24 protein-coding genes and 1 tRNA gene are annotated in these 25412 nt (G+C 64.4%); 20 read left to right on the top strand and 5 right to left on the bottom strand.

The genetic code is table 11. The annotated features are described in order from the left end of the window. Positions 1–3: 3 nt before the first annotated feature. Positions 4–1275 (bottom strand): SPOR domain-containing protein, encoded by a 1272-nt coding sequence (locus tag WFP36_RS15190; protein ID WP_336981682.1) that lies wholly within the window; start codon positions 1273–1275, stop codon positions 4–6. Positions 1276–1532: 257 nt separating this feature from the next. Here WFP36_RS15190 and WFP36_RS15195 point away from each other — a divergent pair, with 257 nt between their 5' ends. Genes WFP36_RS15195 through WFP36_RS15205 form a run of 3 tightly spaced genes read left to right on the top strand, consistent with a single transcriptional unit; the run spans position 1533 to position 4299 of the window. Continuing rightward, the gene (locus WFP36_RS15195) at positions 1533–2249 is read left to right on the top strand and encodes a ParA family protein (RefSeq protein WP_336981789.1); all 717 of its coding nucleotides are present in this window, start codon (positions 1533–1535) and stop codon (positions 2247–2249) included. A gap of 11 nt (positions 2250–2260) precedes the next feature. Then, positions 2261–2860, top strand: a complete 600-nt coding sequence (locus tag WFP36_RS15200; RefSeq protein ID WP_336981684.1) for a hypothetical protein — start codon at positions 2261–2263, stop codon at positions 2858–2860. A gap of 20 nt (positions 2861–2880) precedes the next feature. After that, on the top strand, positions 2881–4299 hold the full coding sequence (locus WFP36_RS15205; protein WP_336981685.1) for an SPOR domain-containing protein: 1419 nt from the start codon (positions 2881–2883) through the stop codon (positions 4297–4299). 81 nt (positions 4300–4380) lie between these two features. Here the strand turns inward: WFP36_RS15205 and WFP36_RS15210 are convergent, their stop codons facing one another. The 3 genes from WFP36_RS15210 to WFP36_RS15220 are packed head-to-tail and all read right to left on the bottom strand — an operon-like array spanning position 4381 to position 7438. Next, positions 4381–5133, bottom strand: coding sequence for a hypothetical protein (locus tag WFP36_RS15210; RefSeq protein WP_336981687.1), 753 nt, complete (start codon positions 5131–5133; stop codon positions 4381–4383). 23 nt (positions 5134–5156) lie between these two features. Beyond that, complete coding sequence (locus tag WFP36_RS15215; RefSeq protein WP_336981689.1) at positions 5157–6389, bottom strand: dihydroorotase; 1233 nt, start codon at positions 6387–6389, stop codon at positions 5157–5159. Continuing rightward, entirely contained in the window at positions 6389–7438 is a 1050-nt protein-coding gene (locus WFP36_RS15220) for an aspartate carbamoyltransferase catalytic subunit (protein WP_336981691.1), read from the bottom strand. The genes WFP36_RS15215 and WFP36_RS15220 overlap by 1 nt, the downstream gene beginning before the upstream one ends. A gap of 152 nt (positions 7439–7590) precedes the next feature. Between WFP36_RS15220 and sppA the strand changes: the two genes are divergently transcribed. From sppA to WFP36_RS15270, 10 genes are all read left to right on the top strand, one after another. Next, positions 7591–9507 carry a signal peptide peptidase SppA gene (sppA, locus tag WFP36_RS15225; protein ID WP_336981693.1) on the top strand — a complete coding sequence of 639 codons (1917 nt, stop codon included), beginning with the start codon at positions 7591–7593 and terminating at the stop codon, positions 9505–9507. A gap of 127 nt (positions 9508–9634) precedes the next feature. Then, positions 9635–9709 (top strand) — tRNA-Val (locus tag WFP36_RS15230). Between the two features lie 260 nt (positions 9710–9969). After that, complete coding sequence (locus WFP36_RS15235; RefSeq protein ID WP_336981695.1) at positions 9970–10575, top strand: helix-turn-helix transcriptional regulator; 606 nt, start codon at positions 9970–9972, stop codon at positions 10573–10575. A 203-nt stretch (positions 10576–10778) separates the two neighbouring features. Beyond that, positions 10779–11276, top strand: a complete 498-nt coding sequence (locus WFP36_RS15240) for a hypothetical protein (protein ID WP_336981696.1) — start codon at positions 10779–10781, stop codon at positions 11274–11276. Further along, positions 11260–11763, top strand: a complete 504-nt coding sequence (locus WFP36_RS15245) for a MarR family winged helix-turn-helix transcriptional regulator (RefSeq protein ID WP_336981698.1) — start codon at positions 11260–11262, stop codon at positions 11761–11763. Before WFP36_RS15240 ends, WFP36_RS15245 begins: the two co-directional genes overlap by 17 nt. Before the next feature lie 63 nt (positions 11764–11826). Continuing rightward, positions 11827–12024: a YgaP family membrane protein gene (locus tag WFP36_RS15250; RefSeq protein ID WP_336981700.1), complete on the top strand. Its 198-nt coding sequence runs from the start codon at positions 11827–11829 to the stop codon at positions 12022–12024. A 43-nt stretch (positions 12025–12067) separates the two neighbouring features. Next, complete coding sequence (serS, locus tag WFP36_RS15255) at positions 12068–13489, top strand: serine--tRNA ligase (RefSeq protein WP_336981702.1); 1422 nt, start codon at positions 12068–12070, stop codon at positions 13487–13489. A 14-nt stretch (positions 13490–13503) separates the two neighbouring features. After that, the gene (surE, locus tag WFP36_RS15260; RefSeq protein ID WP_336981704.1) at positions 13504–14256 is read left to right on the top strand and encodes a 5'/3'-nucleotidase SurE; all 753 of its coding nucleotides are present in this window, start codon (positions 13504–13506) and stop codon (positions 14254–14256) included. Beyond that, on the top strand, positions 14256–15059 hold the full coding sequence (locus WFP36_RS15265; protein ID WP_336981705.1) for a M23 family metallopeptidase: 804 nt from the start codon (positions 14256–14258) through the stop codon (positions 15057–15059). The genes surE and WFP36_RS15265 overlap by 1 nt, the downstream gene beginning before the upstream one ends. Further along, positions 15059–16105: a potassium channel family protein gene (locus WFP36_RS15270; RefSeq protein ID WP_336981707.1), complete on the top strand. Its 1047-nt coding sequence runs from the start codon at positions 15059–15061 to the stop codon at positions 16103–16105. The genes WFP36_RS15265 and WFP36_RS15270 overlap by 1 nt, the downstream gene beginning before the upstream one ends. Before the next feature lie 7 nt (positions 16106–16112). Here the strand turns inward: WFP36_RS15270 and WFP36_RS15275 are convergent, their stop codons facing one another. Beyond that, entirely contained in the window at positions 16113–16511 is a 399-nt protein-coding gene (locus WFP36_RS15275; RefSeq protein ID WP_336981708.1) for a DUF1761 domain-containing protein, read from the bottom strand. Positions 16512–16582: 71 nt separating this feature from the next. On the opposite strand from WFP36_RS15275, the gene rimO reads away from it, so the two are divergent. From rimO to eda, 7 genes are all read left to right on the top strand, one after another. Beyond that, the gene (gene rimO, locus WFP36_RS15280; protein WP_336981710.1) at positions 16583–17959 is read left to right on the top strand and encodes a 30S ribosomal protein S12 methylthiotransferase RimO; all 1377 of its coding nucleotides are present in this window, start codon (positions 16583–16585) and stop codon (positions 17957–17959) included. Positions 17960–18480: 521 nt separating this feature from the next. After that, a complete protein-coding gene (locus WFP36_RS15285) occupies positions 18481–19614 on the top strand; it encodes a Fic family protein (RefSeq protein WP_336981712.1) in 1134 nt (377 codons plus the stop codon). Between the two features lie 46 nt (positions 19615–19660). Further along, complete coding sequence (locus WFP36_RS15290; protein ID WP_336981713.1) at positions 19661–20077, top strand: secondary thiamine-phosphate synthase enzyme YjbQ; 417 nt, start codon at positions 19661–19663, stop codon at positions 20075–20077. A 259-nt stretch (positions 20078–20336) separates the two neighbouring features. Beyond that, on the top strand, positions 20337–21773 hold the full coding sequence (gene zwf / locus WFP36_RS15295) for a glucose-6-phosphate dehydrogenase (RefSeq protein ID WP_336981714.1): 1437 nt from the start codon (positions 20337–20339) through the stop codon (positions 21771–21773). Positions 21774–21962: 189 nt separating this feature from the next. After that, positions 21963–23798 carry a phosphogluconate dehydratase gene (gene edd, locus WFP36_RS15300; RefSeq protein WP_419716641.1) on the top strand — a complete coding sequence of 612 codons (1836 nt, stop codon included), beginning with the start codon at positions 21963–21965 and terminating at the stop codon, positions 23796–23798. Then, the gene (gene glk / locus WFP36_RS15305) at positions 23798–24781 is read left to right on the top strand and encodes a glucokinase (RefSeq protein WP_336981715.1); all 984 of its coding nucleotides are present in this window, start codon (positions 23798–23800) and stop codon (positions 24779–24781) included. Before edd ends, glk begins: the two co-directional genes overlap by 1 nt. After that, entirely contained in the window at positions 24778–25404 is a 627-nt protein-coding gene (eda, locus tag WFP36_RS15310) for a bifunctional 4-hydroxy-2-oxoglutarate aldolase/2-dehydro-3-deoxy-phosphogluconate aldolase (protein ID WP_336981716.1), read from the top strand. Before glk ends, eda begins: the two co-directional genes overlap by 4 nt. The last annotated feature ends 8 nt before the right edge of the window (positions 25405–25412 follow it).

The following is a 25412-nucleotide window of genomic DNA, read 5'->3' on the forward strand; positions in this document are numbered from 1 at the left end:
CGATTACTGGGTGACGAGGCACTCCTGCCCGGCCGCCTTCAATTTCGCGCAGGCCCTATCCGCATCCGCGCGCGAGGCAAAGCCGCCTGCGAGCAATTTGGTCACTTTGCCCGATGGAACGAGAATCCGCTGCTTGCCCGAAAGTTCCGGGCGGGCAGAGAGCTGCGCCCACAGCTTCTCCGCGTTGCCCCGCACTCCGAAGGCGCCGAGCTGCAGCTTCCACGGCCCGCTGGACGGCGTGGCGGCCTGTGCCGGCTTGGAGACGGCAGGCTTGGGAGCAGCAGGTTTGGGCGTAGCAGGTTTGGGGGGCGGCGGGGGCGCGGCGGGCCGGGGCTCCGCCTTGGCCACTACAGGCTTCGGCGCAGGCGCGGGCGGGGCCGCGGTCACTGGAGCAGGCCTGGATGCGTTCGGCCGGGCGAAATCGGCCCCGGCAGTGGCGGGGCTTTCCGTTCCGTCCGCCGTCATCGCCTGCCGCACCGCTTCGTCCGCGGCCACGGTCGAGGGCGGCACGAAGGTCGACTGGACCGGCTGCGGCACGCGCGGCGATGCGCTGGCCAGCGGCGCGGTAGGCGCGGCATTCTTCGGCCCCGCTTTCGCCGCAGGCTTCACGACGGACCCACCGGCCAGAAGTGGATCTCCATCGATCGCGGAAAGATCGAACGCTGCCAGTTCGCTGGAACGCGCGGTGTCTGCCTGCTGCTGCATCTCTATCGCGAGCGAGGCCGCCTGCTGACGCTGGGCAAAGGGCACATACTGGTCCATCTCCGCCAGGGCGGGCCCCGCCTGAGGCAGGCCCTGCGCATTGGCGAGAGTGAGCAGCGCATAGGCGCGCACCCAGTCCTTGGGCACGAGGTCGCCATTGAAATGGGCGACGCCCAGCAGATATTGCGAGCGCGGATCGCCCCGGCGCGCGGCATCCTTTACATAGGGCAGTGCCTGTTGCTGACGCCCGGATTGGAACAGGAGCAGGCCGTAAATATCGGCGGCGCGGATATGCCCCTTCTCGGCGGCGCGGGCATAGTAATATTCCGCCATGGAGGAATCTTCCTCCACCCCCCGGCCAAGGCGATAGGCCTGCGCCATATTGAACAGCGCATCGGCATCGCCCGCTTCGGCCGGGCCTTTCCATTCGGCCACGGCGGCCGTGTAATTGCCGCTGCTCCAGGCATCGACGCCTGCCTTGACGTCCGCCAGCGCAGGCGCCGCGAATGCCAGCGCGGCCAATGCTGCCGCCAATCCTGTCGGGCGAATTGTCGCCATTGTCGCTGCGCTCACCTTCTGGCCCCTTTCGGCTGTGCCGGCCGCTTCGCCCATCGGGCATTTCTGCGCCCAATAGGATGACATGGTGAACAGCCGGTTAGCAAATCCCGCTTACCGGTGCGTGACGCCTGCACCGATCCGGGCGGGCTCGCTCAACCGTTTCATCCCCCCATTAACTGAAAATTAGGGGTGATCTGCGATCCCCCGAATGGAATTGCCGGAAACAGAGGACTTCTCCGGCTTGTAAACCAGTGAACCCAGGGGGATCGACCTTGCGCGTATTGGCATTGGCATCGCAGAAAGGTGGTTCAGGCAAGACCACCCTGTCTGGACACCTCGCCGTACAGGCCCAGCGTGCCGGCGCCGGCCCCGTTGTGCTTATCGACATCGACCCGCAGGGTTCGCTCGCCGATTGGTGGAACGAGCGCGAGGCCGAATATCCCGCCTTTGCCCAGACCACCGTCGCCCGCCTGGCGAACGATCTGGCGACTCTGCGCCAGCAGGGCTTCAAGCTGGCCGTGATCGACACCCCGCCCGCCATCACCATGGCGATCCAGTCGGTGATCTCGGTCGCCGAACTGATCGTGGTCCCCACTCGCCCCAGCCCGCACGATCTGCGCGCCGTGGGCGCAACGGTCGATCTGTGCGAGCGTGCGGGCAAGCCGCTGATCTTCGTGGTCAATGCCGCAACGCCCAAGGCCAAGATCACCTCGGAAGCCGCCGTCGCCCTGTCGCAGCACGGCACGGTGGCGCCGATCACGCTCCATCACCGCACCGATTTCGCCGCGTCGATGATCGACGGGCGCACCGTCATGGAAGTCGATCCCTCGGGCAAGTCCGCCCACGAGATCGCTGCCTTGTGGAACTACATCTCCGACCGCCTGGAAAAGAACTTCCGCCGCACCGTCTTCGCCGCTCCCGGCGTGGCGCAGGTGCCCGGAATGTATCGTCCCGCTGGCGGGTTCGGCCGCCGGGTGGCCCAGAATTGAGGCCCGCCGGTATGAGCGAACCCAAGCCGTTCGCGTCGCTCGGCCCGACGCTTCTGGCGCGCAAGGGGGCAGCACGCCCCGCGATGCGCCCGCAGGTCCAGCCTTTCGGTATCTATGAACGCCAGGGCGTCGTCGCGATCGAGGATCTCGGCTGGAACGACATGGGCCATGATGACGGGGACGATTCGCATCGCCCCGCCGAAGTGCTTGCCCTGACGCCTGCCCCGGCATCTCCGGAAACGCATGAAGCGCTGGCCGGCGATGAAGAATTCTCTGCCGGGCTTCAGGACAACACGGTGCAGGAACTGCCCGAGGTTCTGCGCCAGCAGGAAGAAATCGCCCGCAAAGTGACCCGCCCGGTCATGCAGGCTCAGCCTGTGGCAGAGGCACAACCCGCTGCCCGCAGCGCTGCCGACCGCCGCAAAGCGCTGGATGACGGCCGCCGCGCCGCCTTTACCCTGCGCGTGGATGCGGAACGCCACCTCAAGCTGCGCCTGGCCTGCACCATCCGCAATCTCAGCGCCCAGCAGATCGTGACCGAGGCGCTCGACCGGTTGCTCTCGGGCATTCCGGAACTCGATTCGCTTACCGCCCAGTTGAAGCGGAAATGACTACCCAAGGGGATGTGACCATGAACCGCACCGCCAAGACGATCGGAAGCAGGGAAGCAAGGCTGCTCGGCCTTGCCCTGACCACCGCCCTCGCCGGCGTTACGCTGACGGGCTGTGCTGCTTCCGCCCCGGCCGCCAACCTTTCGGCCAGCAAGGCCGAAGCGGCGCTGGCCAAGGGCAAGTATGAAAGCGCAGTCCAGCACGCGGAAGCCGCCGTGCAGGCCGATCCCCGCAATGCGCAGTTCCGGTCGACCCTGGGCGCCGCCTATCTCGAGACCGGCCGCTTCGCTTCGGCCGCCACCACTCTCGACGATGCGATGAAGCTGGGCGACACTTCGCCGCGCACCGCCCTCAGCCTCGCGCTCGCGCTTGCCGGTGACGGCAAGGGTGCACAGGCCGCAGCGATCCTCAAATCCTATGAAGGCGATATCGCCGCGGGCGATCTGGGCCTTGCCTATTCTCTGGCCGGTCAACCCGAACGCGGCATCCATGTCCTGTCCAACGCGCTGCGCAATGGCGAGAATACCGCCAAGGTGCGCCAGAACCTGGCCTATTCCTATGCGATGGCAGGCCGCTGGCGCGAAGCCCGGCTGATGGCGCAGCAGGATCTCGGCAGCGAGAAGGTGGGCGACCGGATGGCCGAATGGGCCGCCAGCGTGCACCCCGACAATTACCGCGCCCGCGTGGCCATGCTGCTGCAGGTCGTGCCCGACCTGAAGGACCCCGGCCAGCCGGTGCAGCTTGCCCTGAGCAATTTCCCGACCACCGAACAGCTCGCCAGCGAAGCGGTCAGCGTTCCGGCTCCACTGGCCGAACCCGCGCCCTCCGCCGTGGCGCTGGGCAATGAAGCCAAGGGTGGCTACGAGCTTCCGCCGATCGGCGATGCGCCCGAACCCGCCTTCACCGCTCCTGCCTACAAGGCGCCGAACCCGCAGCGCGTGAGCGATTTCCAGGCGGCCTTCGCCACTGGCGATACCGCGTCGACCGGCAAGGTGGCGCTCGATTCGCGCAGCTTCGCCGAGGCTGCCCCGAAATCGGCTGCTCCGAAGCCCGCCCCCAGGATGGCGGCGAAGAGCGCTCCTGCAAAGAGCGCTCCTGCGAAAAGCACAGGGGCCAAGGGCGCCAGCCGCCTGACCCCTGCGGACGGTACGCATCTGGTGCAGCTGGGCTCTTTCTCGAGCGAGCAGGGCGCGCGCCGGGCATGGGGCATCTATGTGAAGCGCTATCCCGAGCTGGGTAACCACGAGATGGTGCTCACTCAGGCGCGCGTGAACGGCAAGAATTACTGGCGCGTGGCGGCAGGCGGCTATTCCGCAGGCAGTTCGCGTTCCATGTGCGGCAAGGTCAGCAAGGCAGGCGGCGAAGGCTGCATCGCCTATGCCCAGGGCCGTCCGCTGCCCGGCACGCTCGACAACGGACGCCGCCTCGCGAGCCGTTAACCGACCCAGTTCACAACTCTCCGGAAGGCCCTCTGCGGATCCCCGCAGGGGGCTTTCCTTCATCCGGGCAAGCGCGCGCCGTCAGTTGACCGTATTCTCGTCATACCGGCAAACGGTCATCGTCCCCTTGAAGCGCGCCCTTGTTTCCGCAGCCCATTGGGGCAAGCCATCGCGCCATGCCGCATATTTGGTGAGCGGCACAGGCTGGCGGGCAATATCCTTGCCATCCTGCACAATCACCACTTCGGCGGTCTTCATCCGGTCCACCGCCTTGGCGAGCTCGGCAAATTGTTTTGGCTTGAGCGCGGGAGGGCTGCTGTCACCATCCGTATCGGCCGTATCGAGCCACACTGTGTACATACCCCCGCTGACGGAGGATGCTTTGGGTTCATAGGGGCCAAACACCTTGCCATCGATCAGTAGCTTGATTGCGACCTTGCCCGGGATCGGCTTGAAGTCCCGCGAAGTGGTGTTGACGCTCACCCGCCCGATCGCCGCTTTCATGCCATGGGGCGGCGTATTGGCGACATCGCCGTACCAGGCAACGCCCAGACTGGCGCCGGAGTACCTGCTCATGAAATCCTTGAAATCGGTCAGGTAAACCGTCTGGGTGGGATAACCGGTGGCATTGAAGCTCATCTCCGCCCGAGCCGGCGCGCCTTCTTCCTTCCCCCGGGTTTTGAAACCATAGCGGGCATTTTCCGCATCGCGCTGATCGGCAAGTTCGCGGCTGCAACGGGCTAGCCAGGGTACTTCATCGGCCGAGGCCGCCGGAACGGCTATTCCCGCAACGAGCATGGCGGCAGCAAGCAATCTTACTTGGACGGATGTCATGTCCACGCTCCTTCCGGTAAAGTTCAGCCGCCGATGCGCACTCCGCCCTTGTAGAGCGCGATGACCCGGCCCTGCGCGGGCTGACCGTCGAACGGCGTATTGCCCGCGCTTGCTTCCATCTTCGCCGACTGGACGATCCACGGCTTTTCCGGGTCGATCAGCGCGATATCGGCCTGCATGCCTTCCGCCAGCACCCCGGCGTCTACGCCCAGCAGCGCGGCGGGCCTGGTCGCCAGCAGATCGAAGGCGCGCGCCGTGTCGATCACTCCGTCGCGCACCAGCGTCAGCACCATGGCGAGCAGGGTTTCGGCCCCGGCCATGCCCGGCTCCGCATCGGCGAACGGCAGGCGCTTGTCTTCCGGCCCGCGCGGATCGTGGCCGCTGGAGACGACATCGATTGTCCCGTCGCCGATTGCCTCGATCACCGCCTGCCGGTCCGCCTCTTCCCTCAAGGGCGGGGACATGCGGGCGTAAGTGCGGAATTCCGCGGTCGCCAGATCGGACAGCATGAAATGGGCCGGAGTGACGCCCGCAGTGACCGCCACGCCGCGCCGCTTGGCCGCGCGCACCAGATCGAGCGCCGCGCGCGTCGTCACCTGCCGCAGATGCAGCCGCGCGCCCGCCAGTTCGGCAAGGGCGATATCGCGGGCCACCGCCAGCGCTTCGGCTTCCGCCGGGGCACTGGGCAGGCCCATCCGCGTGGCCATCATGCCCGCAGTGGCGACAGCCTCGCCCACCAGCCCGCCATCTTCCGCGTGTGTGACGACCACCAGGTCCAGCATCGCTGCATAGCGCAGCAGGCGCAGCATCACGCCCGAATCCGCGATCCACTGGCGCCCGGTGGCAACCGCCCGCGCGCCTGCGTCTCGCATCAGCGCCAGTTCGGCCAGATTGCCGCCTTCCAGCCCGACAGTGGCCGCCGCCAGCGGGTGGACCCACAGATCGGGCTTGCCGCTATAGGCCAGGAACTGGATGCGCGCGGGATGGTCCAGCGGCGGGCTCTGGTCCGGCATCAGCGCCGCGCGCGTGATCCCGCCGAAATGGAAGGCCGGTTTGTCCACCGCGAAGACGCCAAGATCGACGAGACCGGGCGCGACGAGCTTGCCCTGGGCATCGATGATCTCATCGCCGACATGCGGGGTAATATCCCCCAGCGCGACGATCCGCGCCCCTTCGCAGCGCAGAGTGCCCGGGCGCAGGCCATCGGGCGTCACCAGCGTGCCATTGGTGATCGTGAGCGGCACGGGCTGCTTCATCAGGCGATCTCCCCTGCCATATCCGCCGCGCTCCACCCCGGCGCCCCGCGCCTGCGGCGAGTGAGCACTTCCAGGCAGGCCATGCGGATCGCCACGCCCATTTCCACCTGGCGGGTAATGATCGAGCGGCCTTCGAGATCGGCCACGTCGCTGTCGATCTCCACGCCCCGGTTCATCGGGCCGGGATGCATGATGAGCGCATCGGGCTCCGCTTTCATCAGTCGCTTGGCGCTAAGTCCGTAAAGATGGCGATATTCGCGAGTGGAAGGCACGAACTGCCCGTTCATCCGCTCGTTCTGCAGGCGCAGCATCATCACCACCTCGGCACCGTCCAGCGCGGCGTCGAAATCATGGAATGGCTTCACGCCCATTTCCTCGATCCCGGCTGGCATCAACGCGGGCGGCGCGCAGACGCGCACCTCGGCACCCAGAGCGGTGAGGCACAATATGTTGGACCGCGCGACGCGGCTGTGCAGGATGTCCCCGCAGATCGTCACCCGCAGGCCCCACAGCCCTTCGGCAAACTCGCTCCGCCCCCGCTCGCGCAAGGCGTGGCGCAGGGTCAGTGCATCGAGCAGGGCCTGCGTCGGATGTTCATGCTGCCCGTCGCCCGCATTGAGCACGGGGCAATCGACCTGCTCCGCAATCAGCCGCACAGCGCCGCTGCTGGCATGGCGGATCACGATGGCATCGGCGCGCATGGCATTGAGCGTCACTGCCGTATCGATCAGCGTTTCACCCTTCTTCACGCTGGACTGGGCCGCGTGCATGTTCACCACGTCTGCGCCCAGCCGCTTGCCCGCGATCTCGAAGCTCAGCAGCGTGCGGGTGGAATTCTCGAAGAAGGCGTTGATGATCGTAAGGCCAGACAACAGATTGCTGTGCTTGGAAGGCTGGCGGTTGAGCGCCACCCATTGTTCCGCCTCTGCCAGCAGGAACATGATCTCGTAAGTCTGGAGCTGGCCGATTCCGAGCAGGTCGCGGTGCGGAAAGGCGTGCCATCCGGCCGGAAAACGGCCAGGCGCGGGGGGAGTTGGCGTCGCTGTCATTAAAGCCGGGGCAATAGGCACAGTTTGCCCGCATGGCAACGCCCGGCGTCGATCCGCATCGACAGTTGGAGCGCTTTCCTGTGGAACCTCCGGCGCCCTGCGCCTAGACGTCGCTTTCAAACGGAACCATTCAGGATCGGGAAGACAGCCCAATGAGTTTTGCAGGCAAAGTCTGGCGCTTGCTTGTCGGGATCAAGGATGGGCTTTCGCTCCTCTTCCTGCTGATGTTCTTCATCGCACTGTTCGCGATCCTCAGCTCGCGCCCAAGCCCTGGTGTGGTGCGCGACGGGGCGCTGTTCCTCCAGCTCGATGGCTCGGTGGTGGAAGAAGCATCCGCAATCGATCCCCTCACCGCGCTGATCAATCAGGAATTGCCCGCCAGCCAGTATCAGGCGCGCGATCTCGTGGCCGCCATCGACGCTGCGGCAACGGACAAGCGGATCAAGGCGGTGGTGCTGGACCTGTCTTCCTTCACTGGCGGCGGGCACATCCACATGCAGGAAGTGGGCGACGCGCTGGACCGCGTGCGCAAGGCGAAGAAGCCGGTGCTGACCTATGCCCTTGCCTATACGGACGATTCCATGATGCTGGCCGCCCATGCCAGCGAAGTGTGGGTCGATCCCATGGGCGGCGCGATCATCGCCGGGCCGGGCGGCGAGCGGCTCTATCTCAAGGGCCTGCTCGATTATCTGAAGGTCAATGTCCGCGTCTATCGCGTGGGCACCTACAAGAGCGCGGTCGAACCCTACATGCGCAACGACATGTCTCCCGAAGCGCGGGAGAATGCGCAGGCGCTCTATTCCTCGATCTGGGAGGAATACAAGGCGAAGATCCGCAAGGCCCGTCCGCAGGCCGATATCGAGCGAGTGACGACAGACACGGTCGCCTGGCTGCAGGCCAGCGGCGGGAACCCGTCCAAAGCGGCGCTTGACGCAAAACTGGTCGACAAGGTGGGCGATTGGGAAGCCTTCGGCAAGCATGTGGCCAGCATCGTGGGCGCAGACCCCTTCGACACATCGCCGGGCGCATTTGCCAAGACGGAACTGAAGCCGTGGCTCGCCGCAATCGAGCCGGAGGCGCCGACGCGGGGCTTGACCGGCGGCGGCAAGACGATCGGCGTCATAACGATCGCAGGCGAGATCAGCGACGGCGAGGCAGGTCCCGGCGAGGCAGGCGGCGCGCGCATCTCCCGCCTGCTGGACGAGGCGCTGAGCGATAATCTGGCCGCACTGGTGGTGCGGGTCGATTCGCCCGGCGGCACCATTACGGGCTCCGAAGCGATCCGCCGCGCGATCCTGCGCCACAAGCGCAAGGGCATCCCCATTGTGGTCTCCATGGGCAATTATGCGGCCAGCGGCGGCTATTGGGTCTCCACGCCGGCCGACCGCATCTTCGCCGAGCCCGAGACGATCACCGGCTCCATCGGCGTCTATGGCGTGGTCCCGACTTTCGAGAACGCCCTGAGCCATTGGGGCGTGGGATCGGACGGCGTGGCGACAACTCCGCTTTCCGGCCAGCCCGATATTTTTTCCGGCTTCACGCCCGAGATCGATTCGGTGCTGCAACAGACAGTCGAGCACGAATATGGCGTGTTCCTCTCGCTGGTGGCCAAATCGCGTGGAATGACGACCCAACAGGTAGACCGCATCGCGCAAGGCCGGGTGTGGGATGGCGGCACTGCCCGCCAACTCGGGCTGGTGGACCAATTTGGCGATCTTAGCACAGCTATCGAATGGGCGGCGCAAAAGGCCGGGCTGAAGAAGGACGGCTGGCAAGTGCGCTATCTCGGTGGCGGCACTGACCCCTACCTCTCGTTGATCGAGCGCATGCTGGGCGGGGAGACCGAGGCGGCACATACAACGGGAGCGTCTACCCCCGACCTGTTCGCCACTGTCGCCGGACGCGAGGAGGAACGGCTGGCCGGGGCCCTGCAGGGCCTCGGGCGACTGCTCGAAAGCAGGGGCGCACAGGCCTATTGCCTCGAATGCGCGCCGGAAACCCCAGCCCATCCCTCCGCCACCTCCCCCAACGGCAGACTGGCAGCGCTGGCGGCCTGGTTCGGCCGATAAGCCTTGCGCAAGGAAGCCAATCGCACCTTCCCGGAGAAGATTGACCGTCTTTACGCTTGAGTTTGAATAAAAGGCATGGCAAGGGCGCGCCCCTGCCGTAAGGAGCTTGTCTCCTTCACTGATCGGCGGGCGCGTAGCTCAGTGGTAGAGCACACCCTTCACACGGGTGGGGTCGCAAGTTCAATCCTTGCCGCGCCCACCATTTCCAACCGGAGATGGCCTTTGCGCGCGACGTAATTCGCGCCGATCTCGCAATCCCCCGCACCATTGCTGCGTCCCGGCCGCTTTCGGCCAGGCGCTGACGCGCATCGAGACCGCGCCAATTAGTCGTTTTGCCCAATTCATAAGGGACATCACGTAAGGGACTGGCGAAACTTCACAATTTCCGTTCGAAAACGGATACATCCACTGTGCCGGATGTAGCTGTTCGGGTTGCCTTGACCGCCAACCGTCCATATTGAATTGAGCCAGAAACACCGCCAGCCAATTGAAGTTGAAGCGTTTCATTGTGAAGCGCAGCCACGGAACAGGCGCGCCAGGGTCGCTATGGACAGGGATTCCTCCCGAGACGAAATTTCCCTGCTGGAGGCATTAACCTCCAAGCAGAAGGAAGTGCTCGACCTGCTGGTCCAGCACAAGACGTCGAAGGAAATCGCGCGCGAACTCGGCATTTCTCCGCACACGGTCGACCAGCGCATCCAGTTTGCCAAAACCAAGCTGAACGCCGCCACACGCGGGGAACTGGCCCAGGAATACCGGCGGCTTTGCGCCATATGCGACGCAATGACATATGAAAATTCACGTATAGCCGAAACGGAAGAACCCGCCGAAATTGGCACAACGGACGGCGGGGGTCCCGTTCCACCCATTTCGGCCCAGGCGGAGTGTGCGCCAGAGACCGAAACAGGCGGCACGAACGATCACTCTGTCGTCCCCGAGATTTTCGAGGGGCCATATGGCAACCTGATGCGGATCGGTTCGATCCTGCTGCTCGCGCTGATCATTCTGATCCTCGCACTGGGCAGCATGGCGGTCTTCACCGAAGCGTCGCGGTTGTTAGGTCGGTGACCCCGCGTGATCTCGAAGCCTGAAATGCCTGGGCTGCACTGCCCCAAGGAACGAGGACGCGACGCGATGAATGCCAGCCACTTTTACCGACCGGGCGGCCTGTCAACCGATGCTGCAGCATGCAGGCACCGCCGCAGCGGCAAGAATTGCGATGTAACGGCCTGAGCGCAATCAGGCGGAGTGGCGGATGAACGCCTTGTCGAATGTCTCTTCTGGTAACCCTGGTTCTCTCAGCCACTGCGCTCATCCTGGCATTCACAGCCTGGAAGGGCGGAGCGCCCGAGCGCTGGGGCGCTATGCTTGTGGGCGTGCGACATCTGGTGGTCGACCCGCTCTATCACATATTCCTGGACGCACCGATTTTCGAAACCCTGGAGCCAGGCCACGCCGCGATGGATTTTGTCCTGTTCCTCGCAATGGTCTGGCTGGCGCTGCGGGCAAATCGGTTCTGGCCGATCTGGATGAGCGCGGCGGCCTTGATCACCCTGCTCGGCCATTTCGTGATAATCGTCGGGATCGTGGGGCAACAGCGCGCCTATTGGGCAATGACGCAGCTTCCGCTGTTCCTGGAACTCGCCTGCCTGTTGGTTGGTACTCTCCGGCATCGGGCCCGTCTCGCGCGGTTCGGGCCTTATCGCAACTGGCGGCGAAACAGTGCGGCCTTCTCACAAAAGAGAGCAGGCCATGAGCAAGTCCAATGATCCGGGCGATTTTGCCAGCCGGCTTCTGGCGTTGAGCCAGCAACTTCTCTCGATGGCAGGAGCGGTCAAGACTGTGCCTGAAGAAGAAGAAATTCCACCGAACCCCTGGGGCTCGCTTGGCGAGACCCCGGATGAGAGCCTGCTGGTCTATGTCGCCGAGGCGATGTACCGGCACCGGCAGGCACGCCGCGAACTGTTCCCGCATGGCCTGTTCGGCGAGCCGGGCTGGGACATCCTGGTGGACCTCTACATCTCCAGCAAGCGCAACCGGCAGGTGACGGTGAGCGATGCCTGCCTGGCGTCGCTGGTGCCTTCCACCACTGCCCTGCGCTCGCTTGCTCAACTGGAGCAGGAAGGGCTGGTCGAACGTCATCGCGACCCGCAGGACGGGCGCCGCATCTATGTGCGCCTGCTGCCCGAAGCCGAAGTGCGAATGGTCGCCTATCTCACCGGCGTGCTGAGAGAACGGCAAGCAGCGGCATATTGATTGACGCTTCCAGCCTGCGTGGCATGATCCCTCCGTCGCAACTGGCACGAGAGGATGCTTGCCATGTTCAAGACCAATGTCGGCGGGATTGACCGCATTCTGCGCATCGTAGTGGGGCTGGCGCTGATCGCGCTGGTATTCGTCGGGCCCAAGACCCAGTGGGGGTGGCTGGGCATCATCCCGCTGGCGACGGGCTTTTTGAGCACCTGCCCGCTCTATTCGCTGATCGGGATCAATACCTGCGGCACGAAGCAGGGCTGACACTTCTTGCATGGGGCGGGCCGAGACGGCATAGCCCGCGCCCATGCACGACCTGCGATATATCCGTGAGAATCCCGCCGAGTTCGACGCGGGACTGGCCAAGCGCGGGGCCGAACCGGCCTCGACCGTGATCCTCGACCTCGATGCGAGGAAGCGGGAAGTCACCACGCGTGTGCAGGAGGCGCAGAGCCGCCGCAACGAAGCCTCCAAGGCGATCGGCGCGGCCATGGGCAAGGGTGACAAGGAAACCGCCGAGGCATTGAAGGCCGAGGTGGCGGAACTGAAGCACACCCTGCCCGCATTGGAAGAGGACGAACGCGTCCTTGCTGCGGAGCTGGACGCGCTGCTGGCCGCCCTGCCCAACATCCCGGCGCATGACGTGCCGCTGGGCGCGGACGAGACGGACAATGTCGAGGTTGCTCGCTGGGGCACGCCGCGCGAATTCAACTTCACGCCGAAGGAACATGCTGATCTTGGCCCAGCGCTGGGGCTGGATTTCGAAACCGGCGCCGCCATGTCAGGCGCGCGCTTCACTTTCTTGCGCGGCCAGATGGCCCGGCTGCAGCGCGCCATCGGCCAGTTCATGCTCGATACGCAGAGCGGCACGAACGGCTATAGCGAATGCGCCGTGCCGCTGTTGGTGCGGGACGAAGCCGTGTTCGGCACCGGACAGCTGCCAAAATTCGCCGAAGATCTGTTCCAAACCAGAATCCATGTGACTGATGAACATATCGGTCGAGCAATCGATCAGGCGCTTGTTGAACTAGATTTCAAAGGTGACCCGTCAGATATATCCACTGAGGTTAGAGCCAAGGTACTCGAGCAGATCAAAGAATCCTTATCAGGAAGCGCAACAACACGCCGCTGGCTGATCCCCACTGCCGAAGTCAGCCTGACCAATGCCGTGCGCGAGCAGATCCTCGAGGAAGACGCCTTCCCCATCCGCATGACTGCCCTCACCCCCTGCTTCCGCAGCGAAGCGGGCGCGGCCGGGCGCGATACGCGCGGCTATATCCGCCAGCACCAGTTCGAGAAGGTCGAGCTGGTCAGCGTCTGCCGCCCCGACCAGTGGCAGGTGGAGCACGATCACATGGTCCGCTCGGCCGAGAGCATCCTCGAGGCGCTGGGCCTGCCCTATCGCAAGGTGCTGCTGTGCAGCGGCGACATGGGCGCCACCGCGAAGAAGACCTACGATCTGGAAGTGTGGCTGCCCGGACAGGGCGCCTATCGCGAGATCAGCTCGATCAGCTGGTGCGGCGAATATCAGGCGCGCCGGATGAATGCCCGCTTCAAGCCGGAAGGTTCGAAGCGCACGGAATTCGTCCACACGCTGAATGGCTCGGGCCTTGCCGTGGGCCGTACGCTGGTGGCGATCCTGGAGAATTACCAGCAGGCCGATGGATCGGTGGAAGTGCCCGCCGTGTTGCAGCCCTATATGGGCGGCGTGACGGCGCTGGAAGCCTGAGGGAAGGCAAGGCAATGCGCATCCTCCTCACCAATGATGACGGCATCAACGCCCCCGGCATGGAAGTGCTGGAAGCCATCGCGGCGCAGCTGAGCGACGATGTGACCGTCTGCGCCCCGGCGGAAGAGAATTCCGGCGCGGGCCATTCGCTCACCCTGCACATGCCGGTGCGCCTGCGCGAACATGGCGGCCGGCGTTATTCGGTCACAGGCACGCCGACCGATTCAGTCAATCTCGGCCTCAGCAAGCTGTTCGCCGATGGCAAGCCCGACCTCATCATTTCCGGCATCAACAATGGCGAGAACCTGGCGGATGACGTGACCTATTCGGGCACGATCTCTGCCGCGATGGAAGGCGCGCTGGCGGGCATTCCGGCCATCGCGCTGAGCCAGGCGACGCGCGATCGCGGCCATGGCTTTGCCGCCGCCGAAGCCTGGGCCGAAAAGGTGCTGCGACCGCTGCTGGACATGCAGATGGCAAAGCGCACTGTCATCAATGTCAACTTCCCCGCCCTTCCGGCAGAAGAAGTGCGCGGCATCCGCGTGACCCGGCAGGGCTTCCACGATTATTCGCGCGGCTCCGTGGTCGAAGGCGTCGATCCGCGCGGGCGGCCCTATTACTGGTTCGGGCTGGAAGATGTGGAACACACGCTGGATCACGGGACGGACCTTGAGGCCGTGAATGACGGTTATATCTCCGTCACCCCGCTCCAGATGGACCTCACGCATCACGCCGCCATCGGCGCGCTGGCAGAACGGTTCGCCTGATGCGCTTGTCCCGCGCCGGCCTTCATGCGCTGCCCCTTGCGGCAGCGCTGCTGATCGCCGTGCCCGGCAATGCCGCATCCGATCCGGCGACGGAAACCGAACACGTCGTGACCGCAGGCGAAACGCTGAGCGGCATTGCCAATCGCGCCAAGGTGCCGCTGGTGGCGATTGCCGAGGCGAACGGACTTTCCGAACCCTATGTGGTCAAGCTGGGCCAGAAGCTCATCATCCCGCGCCAGCGGGTGCATGTGGTGAAGGCAGGCGACACCGGCTTTGCCATTGGCTTCCAGTACGGCGTGCCGTTCGACCTGATTGCGCAGGCCAACGGGATCAAGCCCGACGCTACGCTGAAAGTAGGAAAAAGGCTGATCATCCCGGCGGTGATTTCCAACCCCAGGCCGATCGAGATCACTCAGCCCTCCTTCCGCCGCCCACATGACGGCGCCGTGCTGCTGGGCTGGCGCCGCCGGGCGGATGGCAGCGGCCACGAAGGCGTCGATTTCCGCCTGAAGGATGGCGACATGGTCCGCGCCGCCGCGTCCGGCACGGTGATCTTTGCCGGCAAGGCGCCGGAACGCTTCGGCAATCTGGTAGTAATCGACCACGGCAATGGCTGGCACACTGCTTACGGCCATCTGCAGAAGGCGACCGTGAAGAAGGGCGAGACGATCCGTGCGGGCGAACGCGTGGGCCTTGGCGGCCATAGCGGAGAGGCGACCGGGCCGGAGCTTCACTTCGAAATCCGCCGCGATGGCCAGCCGGTCGACCCCGGACCGCTTCTGGGGCTGAAAGAGGGCGGCTGATGGTCAGGCCCTTTTCCGTCGCGCGCCGTTTCCGCCCCTTGCGCCGGGCAGTGCGCGTGCCGGTATGGGCCGATCTGGTGCTGCGCCTGTCCGCGGCGCTGGCGCTGATCTTCTTCGTGGTGCTGGTCCATTATGCCGATCGCGAAGGCTTGGTGGACAATCATGACGGCCAGGTGAGCTTCCTAGACGTGGTCTATTTCACCATGATCTCCATCACTACCACGGGCTTTGGCGACATTGCCCCGATCAGCGACCGTTCGCGCCTGATCGAGGCCGTGATCGTCACGCCCATTCGTTTTGCGGTGATCTTCATCTTCGTGGGCACCGCCTATAATTTCATCATCAAGCGCAGCTGGGAGAGATTCCGCATGGCCCGCATCCAGAAACAGCTTTCCGGCCATGTCGTGGTCCTCGGCTTCGGGATCAGCGGATCGGAAGCCGTGGCCGAACTGATCGAACGCGGCACCGATCCCAGTTCCATCGTAGTGATGGATACTAGCGAGGAACGGCTGCAGACCGCCGAAGACATGGGCTGCAACGTGATCTGCGCCGACGCCGCGCGGGACGAGAACCTGATCGCGGTGCGTATCGCGCAGGCGCAGACCGTGCTGGTTTCCGCCGGGCGCGACGATGCCTCGATCCTGATCGTGCTGACCGTGCGCCACCTTGCGCCCAAGGTTCCGATCAGCGTGGTGGTGCGGGCGGAGGATAACGAAATCCTCGCCCGGCAAGCCGGGGCCGACAATGTCATCAACCCGGTGCGCTTTACCGGCCTGCTGCTGGCCGGATCGGCGCAGGGCAGCCATGTGGCCGATTATCTGGCGGACCTCGCCTCCGTCTCCGGAAACGTGCAGCTGGTCGAACGGCCAGTCCGGCCGGAGGAGATCGGCAAACCGCTGGGCAGCCTTGCCACGGGCGGCATGGGCCTGCGCATCTATCGCGGGGAAGAAGTGATCGGCTTCTGGGAACAGGGCGCAAAGGCGCTGCAAACGGGCGATATCGTGGTGGAAATCCTCCCCACCTGCGCGGAGGAAAGCCCGGTCTGACGCCCCGTCAGTAAAGCGCCAGGTGCACCGCCCCCATCGCCGCCATGCCCACCAGGAAATGGCCGGCATCGATCAGGAACAGCTTCAACGGCTTGCGCTGGAACAGGTAATTGATCGCGGTGGCAGGGATCATGAGCGCCCCGGCAAAGCCCAGCGCGAACATCATGATCACATGAGACGGCGGGCTGGTGCGCGCGATCTGGTGGCCCAGCATCCACGAGATCACCAGTTCCGCCAGGAAGCACAGGCCGAAGATCATCGGCATGTTCGCGCCCTTGATCTGCTCTTCGCTCAAGCCCACCAGACGTTGCCACGCCTTGCCGAACAACATTGTATACCACACCGCCCCAACCGCGAAGAAGGCGAGCGCGCCCAGAAAAACCGCCGGATAGTTGATCGGACCCATGCTATAGCCTCCCGTCGCGCGCGCATGATTGCGCGTGACTCCGCCGGTCAGGATAGATAGGGGCGCGCGCCATGGCCACAACTATCAAGGAAGCCCCCAAGGTCGGGATGGTCAGCCTCGGCTGCCCCAAGGCACTGGTGGATTCCGAACGCATCCTCACGCGCCTGCGGGCTGACGGCTACACGATGAGCCCGGATTATTCCGGGGCCGACGTCGTGCTGGTGAATACCTGCGGCTTCCTCGATTCCGCCAAGGAAGAGAGCCTTGCCGCCATTGGCGAGGCGATTGCCGAAAACGGCCGCGTGATCGTGACCGGCTGCATGGGCAATGAGGCGGAGCTGATCCGCGCCCGCTTCCCCGACGTGCTGGCCGTGACCGGCGCCCACCAATATGAACAGGTGGTGGAAGCGGTCCACGATGCCGCGCCGCCCAGCCAGGGCCCCTTCGTGGACCTGATCCCCGCGCGCGCCGATCTCGCGGACGTGAAGCTGACCCCGCGCCATTACAGCTACCTCAAGATTTCCGAGGGCTGCAATCACTCCTGCGCCTTCTGCATCATCCCGCAATTGCGCGGCAAGCTCGTCAGCCGCCGGGTGGACGCGGTGCTGCGCGAGGCGGAAAAACTGGTGGCCGCCGGCACCAAGGAACTGCTGGTCATCAGCCAGGACACCTCCGCCTATGGCGTGGACGTGCGGCACGAGGAACGCGAGTGGAAGGGCCATTCCGTCCGCACCCATATGACCGACCTTGCCCGCGAACTGGGCCAGTTGCGCACGCCGGAAGGCGATACGCCCTGGGTGCGGCTGCACTATGTCTATCCCTATCCCCATGTCGATGCGGTAATCCCGCTGATGGCGGAAGGGCTGCTGACGCCCTATCTCGACATTCCGTTCCAGCACGCCAGCCCGAACGTGCTCAAGGCCATGAAGCGCCCGGCGAACGAGGCCAAGGTGCTCGAACGGCTGAAGAGCTGGCGCACCATCTGCCCGGACATCGCGATCCGTTCCAGCTTCGTAGTAGGCTTCCCCGGCGAGACCGAGGCGGACTTCCAATATCTGCTCGACTGGCTGGACGAAGCCCAGCTTGACCGCGTCGGCGCCTTCCGGTTCGAACCGGTCGAAGGCGCGGCGGCCAATGACCTGCCCGGCGCCGTGCCGGAAGAAGTCAAGGAAGCACGCTACGCCCGGATCATGGAAAAGACCGAGGCGATCAGTGCGGCCAAGCTGCAGGCCAAGATCGGCCGGACCCTGTCCGTCATCATCGACGAAGTGGGCGAGCCCGACGAGGATGGCGACATCGGCGCCACCGGCCGCAGCCAGGCCGACGCGCCGGAGATCGACGGCAGCGTCTACCTCCGCAATGTCCCGGCCAGCCTGAAACCGGGCGATTTCGTGCAGGTGGAAGTGGAAGATGCCGACGCGCACGATCTGTTCGGCGCGATTGCCTGATTCGCAAATTCGTTCAGCCGGAATGGCGGCTGGGTGAACAGAATCCGGATATTTTCACAAACTTCCCGCATGTCGCGTATGCAACAAAGTTAAGCGCCCCCTGCGGGCGCCGGATACGAGGTTCCACGGTTTGAAAGAGCCGCGTGGAGTTTGGCAGGCGATGGACGTGTAGGAAAATGGTTTGTGGGGTGTGAGCGAATGGAGCTCTCAGACTCGGCTTTTCGTTTCAGAATTTGCCAATGCCAAAGCTAACGCTTTCATATTTAGTGGCAAAACGGAAATGAGCAATTTGGGGCATTTTGAAAGGCCATTGGCGAATTGGGAAGTAGTGCGATACCCGCAATCGGCCACTACCTTCTTGATAACAGGATAATGCCAAATCCTATCAGCAACCTTGCTTGATGAGAGTTCGCTACCAGCAACAGCATTTGCTGTTAGAATGATGCCACATTCTGTTGCCAACATTCATTGACGCTACTAGCCTCGCACCTACCTTCGTTGATGATAGAGCAGCTTTGAAAATGAGCATCAAACCTTACGACCTCTCGGAAGCCGTTTACTATCATGTGGGGAAGTTCCCTCCCGAGAGACTCGATTATGAGGCTCTGCTTGGCCCCTTGGAAGAGGCCGCGGCGTCCTTGGCGCGCTACGATGCAAAAATGTCGAGCATGGTAAATAGCGAGCTATTCGTCGCGCCGTTGCGACGCCAGGATGCCGTAAGTTCGTCGAGGATGGAAGGAACGATCTCAACCATCGAGGAACTATATCGCCTTGAAGCAGAAGAAGATGCGGGCTCAAGCGACCCGTACCGAGAGGCCCGTAATGACGATATTGAAACTTTTCTCTACTCACGCGCGCTACGCAACGCACAACAAGCGCTCATAGATGGCGCACCATTAAGCGAGCACCTTATTAGAACCGCACATCAGCAATTACTGTACTTCGGGAGAGGTGCTCGAAAACGCCCAGGCGCGTATAAGGTTGAGCAGAATTATATTGGTGATGATCGGCGTGGAAAAATATACTACGTCCCCATAGCACCAGAGCAACTGGCTCCCGCCATGGCTGGTCTCGTACAATTCATGAATGGAAGCGCGATGCGTCCGCTTCTTCGAACCGCCCTGACGCATGTAGAGTTCGAAGCTCTCCATCCGTTCGAAGATGGCAATGGCCGGATTGGACGCATGCTCATCACCCTGATGCTCTGGAAGCTCGGAATTATCAATCAGCCGAATTTTTTCGTTTCGGGATACTTCGAAAAGCACAAGGACGAATATATCGAGCGAATGCGCGCTGTATCCGCTGTAGGCGACTGGTCAGGCTGGAGCACTTTTTTCCTCCAGGCCATGCATTCCCAAGCCTCGGTCAACATCCAAACGGCCGACAGGATTTTCGCGCTGCACAGCGATATGAGAGAGCGATTTCGCGAAACTCTGAACTCGCAGTTCCACGACCAAGCGCTAGATTTCGTGTTTGCAAGCCCTATCTTCCGCAATGATCGCTTTGTTGATCGTTCCGGAATACCGGCCTCATCCGCTCGCTCATTGTCACGGAGGCTTGTTGAGGCAGGATTACTTCGCACCATTGAACCCGCAGCTGGGCGTCGCGCGGCCCTTTATGCATTTGATCCACTGCTTGAAATACTCAAGGTATAGACTGGTGTGATACGAAAACTGGTTGCTGCTTGCCGAGCTCCCACCCATGCGCCAGTCCGTAACCCGCCTCCACTTCCGCACCCCCGGCCGCGGCCTCGCCGAGATCACGCGCGAGGTATCCGCGTGGATCGACGGCACCAATATCCAAACCGGCCTGCTCACTCTCCATTGCCTGCACACATCCGCCTCGCTGCTCATCACCGAGAATGCCTCGAGCGCGGTGTGGCGGGATATGGTGGCGTGGCTGGACCGGGTGGCGCCGGAGGGTGGGTATTATGCGCATGACGATGAGGGGCCGGACGATATGCCTGCCCATCTCAAAGCCGTGCTGACGGGCGTGAATATGTCGATCCCGGTGATCGGCGGCCGCATGGCGCTGGGCACCTGGCAGGGCATCTTCCTGGCCGAGCATCGCCGCTCGCCCCATCGGCGCGAAGTGGCACTGCATTTGCTCGGGGAATAGGGCGCATCGTCACCCTGAGCCTGTTTCAGGGTCTATCTCTCCGGCTCAAACCGCCGTTCGTGGTGAAGGATGGATGCTGAAACAAGTTCAGCATGACGGGAGCAGGGTCGCACTTCAAATCGTCGCCCTTACGGCAGGTCGCGCGGAGGCAATTTTTTGCGCGGTCCGGGCGCTGGCCAAGCCCTGCCAAACCTGTTAGCCATGCTGCAATGCAACAAGAGTCATCGCTTCGGCCGGACGGGAAGGGGGGCACCCCACGATGAGCTTCACCGCAGACCGGTTGCTTCTGTTCGGCGCCACGGGCGACCTTGCCCAGCGCATGCTTCTCCCCTCGCTCTGCGCGCTCGATGCCGATGGGCTGGTCGATCCCGATCTGCGGATCGTCTGCACTGCCCGATCGGACCATGACACGCCGGAATTCCGCAATTTCGCCCGCGCGGCGCTGGAGAAGTTCCTGCCGGCCGAACGGCGCGGCGGCGTGGCGACCTTCCTCAACCGCCTGCATTACCAGACGCTGGATGCAACCGATCAGGCGGGATACGAAAAACTGGCCAAGATGGTCGGCACGCCGGAAAACGGCCTCGCCATCTTCCTCTCCACGGCGCCCAGCCTGTTCGAGCCGACCATTGCCGGGCTGCAGGGAGCGGGGCTGACGCGGGGCAATGTCCGCATTGGCCTCGAAAAGCCGCTGGGAATCGATCTTGGCAGCAGCCGCGAGATCAACGATGCCGTGGCCGCAGCCTTCCCCGAGGATCGGATTTTCCGCATCGACCATTATCTGGGCAAGGAAACCGTCCAGAACCTGCTGGCTATGCGCTTCGGCAATATCCTGTTCGAGCCGCTGTGGAACGCCGCCCATATCGAGCATGTGCAGATCACTGTGGCCGAAACCGTGGGCCTTGAAAGCCGCGTCGATTTCTATGACGAGGCCGGCGCTTTGCGCGACATGGTGCAGAACCACATGCTGCAACTGCTGGCGCTGGTGGCGATGGAACCTCCGGTCAGCTTCGATGCCACGGCCGTGCGGGATGAAAAGGTGAAAGTGCTGCGCTCGCTGCGGCCCGTATCTTCGGGCGAGACAGTGACGGGCCAGTATCGCGCGGGCGCGATCGCCGGCAAGGCCGTGCCCGGCTATGACGAGGAACTGGGCCGCGACAGCGACACGGAAACCTTCGTCGCCATCAAGGCCCATGTCGACAATTGGCGCTGGAAGGGCGTGCCCTTCTACCTGCGCACCGGCAAGCGCATGTTCAAGCGCACGACCGAGATCCTGATCCAGTTCCGCCCGGTGCCCCATTCGATCTTCGGCAAGAGCACTCGCAGCGTGCCCAACAGCCTGCTGATCGGCATCCAGCCGGAAGAGAACGTGACGCTCAGCCTGATGGCCAAGGTGCCGGGGCTGGACCGCGACGGTATCCGCCTGCGGCAGGTTCCGCTCAACATCGCCATGCCCGATGCCTTCAGCGGCACCCAGCGGCGGATTGCCTATGAACGCCTGCTGCTGGACCTGATCGAGGGCGACCAGACCCTGTTCGTCCGGCGTGACGAAGTGGAGGCGCAGTGGCAGTGGATCGACCAGATCCGCGCCAACTGGCACGAAGACGCCCTGACGCCCAAGCCCTATACCGCCGGAAGCTGGGGCCCGAGCGCGGCAATCGCACTGGCGGAGCGGGACGGGGTGACGTGGCATGAGTGACTGGGCATGAGTGACTGGGCATGAGTGACTGGGCATGAATAGGGTGAACCTTAAGATCCTCCCCCATCGGGGGAGGTGGCAGACGCCCAAGGCGGCTGACGGAGGGGGCTCATGGGCCGCACAGCGCCTGAGGCAAGCCCCCACCACCAGCCTGCGGCCGGTCCCCCTCCCCCGTGGGGGGAGGATCTGATGGTGCTCCACCCCACCATCGCCCGCGTGACCGAACGCGTCGTCGCCAAGTCCAGGGCCAGCCGCGCCGCCTATCTGGAACTGATGGAGCGCGAGGCCGGGCGGCGGCCGGATCGCAACCAGATGGCCTGCTCCAACCTCGCCCACGCCTATGCCGGGGCGCTGGAAGACCAGCAGGCGCTGAAGGCGCATCGCGGGCCGAACCTGGCTATCGTCACGGCCTATAACGACATGCTCTCCGCCCATCAGCCCTATGGCGCCTATCCGGCGCAGATGAAGCTGTTTGCCCGCGAAGTGGGCGCCACCGCGCAGGTGGCGGGCGGCACTCCGGCCATGTGCGACGGCGTGACGCAGGGGCAGGACGGGATGGAACTGTCGCTGTTCAGCCGCGACGTCATCGCGCTTTCCACCGCCGTCGCGCTCAGCCACGAAATGTATGACGGCGTGGCGCTGCTGGGCATTTGCGACAAGATCGTGCCCGGCCTGCTGATCGGCGCGCTGCGCTTCGGCCATCTTCCTGCGGTGTTCGTGCCCAGCGGCCCCATGCCCAGCGGCATCGCCAATAAGGAAAAGCAGAAGGTCCGCCAGCTCTATGCCGAGGGCAAGGCGAGCCGCGCGGAACTGCTGGAGAGCGAGAGCAAGTCCTATCACTCGCCCGGCACCTGCACTTTCTACGGCACGGCCAACTCCAACCAGATGATGATGGAGATGATGGGCCTGCACATGCCCGGCGCCGCCTTCGTGCCGCCGAACACGCCGCTGCGCCAGGCGCTGACCCGCGCCGCGACCCAGCGGCTGGCGGGCATGGCGCAGGATGGCGGCGATTATCGCCCCCTGTCCCGCTGTGTGGACGAGAAAGCCATCGTCAATGCCGCCATCGGGCTGCTGGCCACGGGCGGCTCGACCAATCACGCCATCCACCTGCCCGCCATCGCGCGCGCGGCAGGCGTGCAGTTCGACTGGGAAGACCTTTCGGAACTGTCCAGCGTCGTGCCGCTGGTGGCGCGCGTCTATCCCAACGGATCGGGCGACGTGAACCAGTTCCATGCGGCAGGCGGCATGGGCTATGTCATCGGCGAGCTTCTGTCCGCCGGTCTTGCTCATGGCGACATCCTGACCGTGGCGGGAAGCGAAGGCCCGGAAGGCCTTGCCGCCTATGCCGACGAGCCTTTCCTGAATGGTGGCACGCTCGCCTGGCGCCCTACTGGTCCTTCGGGCGACGATGCCATGCTGCGCCCCGCCGCCACGCCGTTTCAGGCCGATGGCGGGATGCGGCTGGTCGAAGGCAATCTCGGCCGCGCCTGCTTCAAGACCAGCGCCGTGGAAGCCGAGCGCTGGACCATCGAGGCGCCGTGCCGCGTGTTCGAACGGCAGGAGGACGTGATCGCCGCCTTCAAGGCGGGCGAGCTTGACCGCGACGTCGTGGTGGTGATGCGCTTCCAGGGTCCGCGAGCGAACGGCATGCCGGAACTGCACAAGCTGACCCCGCCGCTGGGGGTGCTGCAGGATCGCGGATACCGCGTGGCGCTCGTCACCGATGGGCGCATGTCGGGCGCGTCGGGCAAGGTCCCGGCGGCGATCCACGTTACGCCCGAGGCGCTGGCCGACCGCAACGGCACGCCCGGCCCGCTCGCCTTGCTGCGCGATGGCGACGTAGTGAAGCTGTGCGCCACCACCGGCACGCTTTCCACCAGCGCCGATCTTTCCAGCCGTGCTCCCGCTCCGCCCCCGCCTGCGCAGATAGGCGTGGGCCGCGAATTGTTCGCCATGTTCCGCCTCAATGCCGATGGCGCGGAACAGGGCGGCTCGTCCATGCTCGCCATGGCGGGGCTGTGATGACGGACCTCGTCGCGCTCGACATTGGCGGCACGCATGCCCGCTTCGCCCTCGCCTCCATCGGCGCGGATGGCACGATCGAGCTGGGCGAGCCGGAAACGCTCAAGACCAGCGACTTCGCCAGCCTGCAAACCGCATGGGAAGAGTTCGAGCGCCGCTGCGGCTGCACTCTGCCCCGCGCCGCCTCCATCGCCATTGCTGGGCCGGTAACGGGCGAGAAAGTGCAGATGACCAACAATAGCTGGGTCATCCATACCGGCGCGATCGACGAACAACTCGGGCTGGACGAGGCCATCGTGCTGAACGATTTCGCCGCCGTCGCCCATGCCGTGGCCCGCGCGCATGAGGACGAGTTCCTGCATCTGAGCGGCCCGGACGTGCCTTTGCCCTGCACCGGCACGATCAGTGTGCTCGGCCCCGGCACCGGCCTTGGCGTGGCCTATCTGCGGCGCGACGGGCCGCATCGCTACCATGTGCAGGCCACCGAAGGCAGCCATATCGACTTCGCGCCGATCGACCCGATCGACGATGCGATCCTGCTGCGGCTGCGCAAGCGCCACCGGCGCGTTTCGGTGGAACGCGTGGTCTCCGGCCCCGGCATCGTGGACATATATCAGGCACTCGCCGCGCTTGAAGGGCGCCAGCTTCCCGAAGGGGATGACAAGACCATCTGGGAACTGGGCCTCTCGGGGAAGGACAGTCTGGCCGCTGCCGCCGTGGAACGCTTCTGCATGTCGCTGGGCACGGCTGCGGGCGATTATGCGCTGGCCCATGGATCGGGCGCGGTGGTGATCGCGGGCGGGCTGGGCCTGCGCATCCGCGACAGGCTGGCCGCCTCCGGCTTTGCCGAACGCTTCCGCTTCAAGGGCCGTTACGAACAGATGATGGCCGGCATTCCGGTCAAGCTCATCACCCATCCGCAGCCGGGCCTGTTCGGGGCCGTGGCCGCATTCCAGAGCCAGATGAAGGGCCAGGACAAATGACTATCGGCATGAGCCGCGCCATCGAACAGATCATGCTGACCGCGCCGGTGATCCCGGTGCTGGTGGTAGAAGACGCCGCGATTGCCCGCCCGCTGGCCGAGGCGCTGGTCGCGGGCGGGCTCAAGGTACTGGAAGTCACCCTGCGCACTGCCGCCGCGCTCGACGTGATCCGCGAGATGAAGCAGGTACCGGGCGCCATCGTGGGTGCGGGCACTGTCACCAATGCGGCGGAACTGGACGCGGCGCTGGAGGCGGGAAGCGAGTTCATCGTCTCCCCCGGCCTTACCGAAACTCTCGGCAAGGCAGCCGTCGCCAGCGGCATTCCCTTCCTGCCCGGCATCGCCACGGCGGGCGACATCATGCGCGGGCTGGACCTTGGCCTGTCGCATTTCAAATTCTTCCCGGCGGCCACCTCCGGCGGCATCCCGGCGCTGAAGGCACTGGCGGGGCCGTTCGGGCAGGTCCGTTTCTGCCCCACCGGCGGCATCACGCAGGATAGCGCGCCGGACTGGCTGGCACTCGATCCGGTGCTTTGCGTCGGCGGAAGCTGGCTCGTGCCCAAGGGTGCCCCCGATTACGCGGCCATCACCGAAGCAGCTCGAAAGGCAGCTCAACTCGCATAAGGAGAAAC

Origin of the sequence: Fulverythrobacter fulvus (assembly GCF_037154085.1) — a bacterium.
GTDB lineage: Bacteria > Pseudomonadota > Alphaproteobacteria > Sphingomonadales > Sphingomonadaceae > Andeanibacterium > Andeanibacterium fulvum.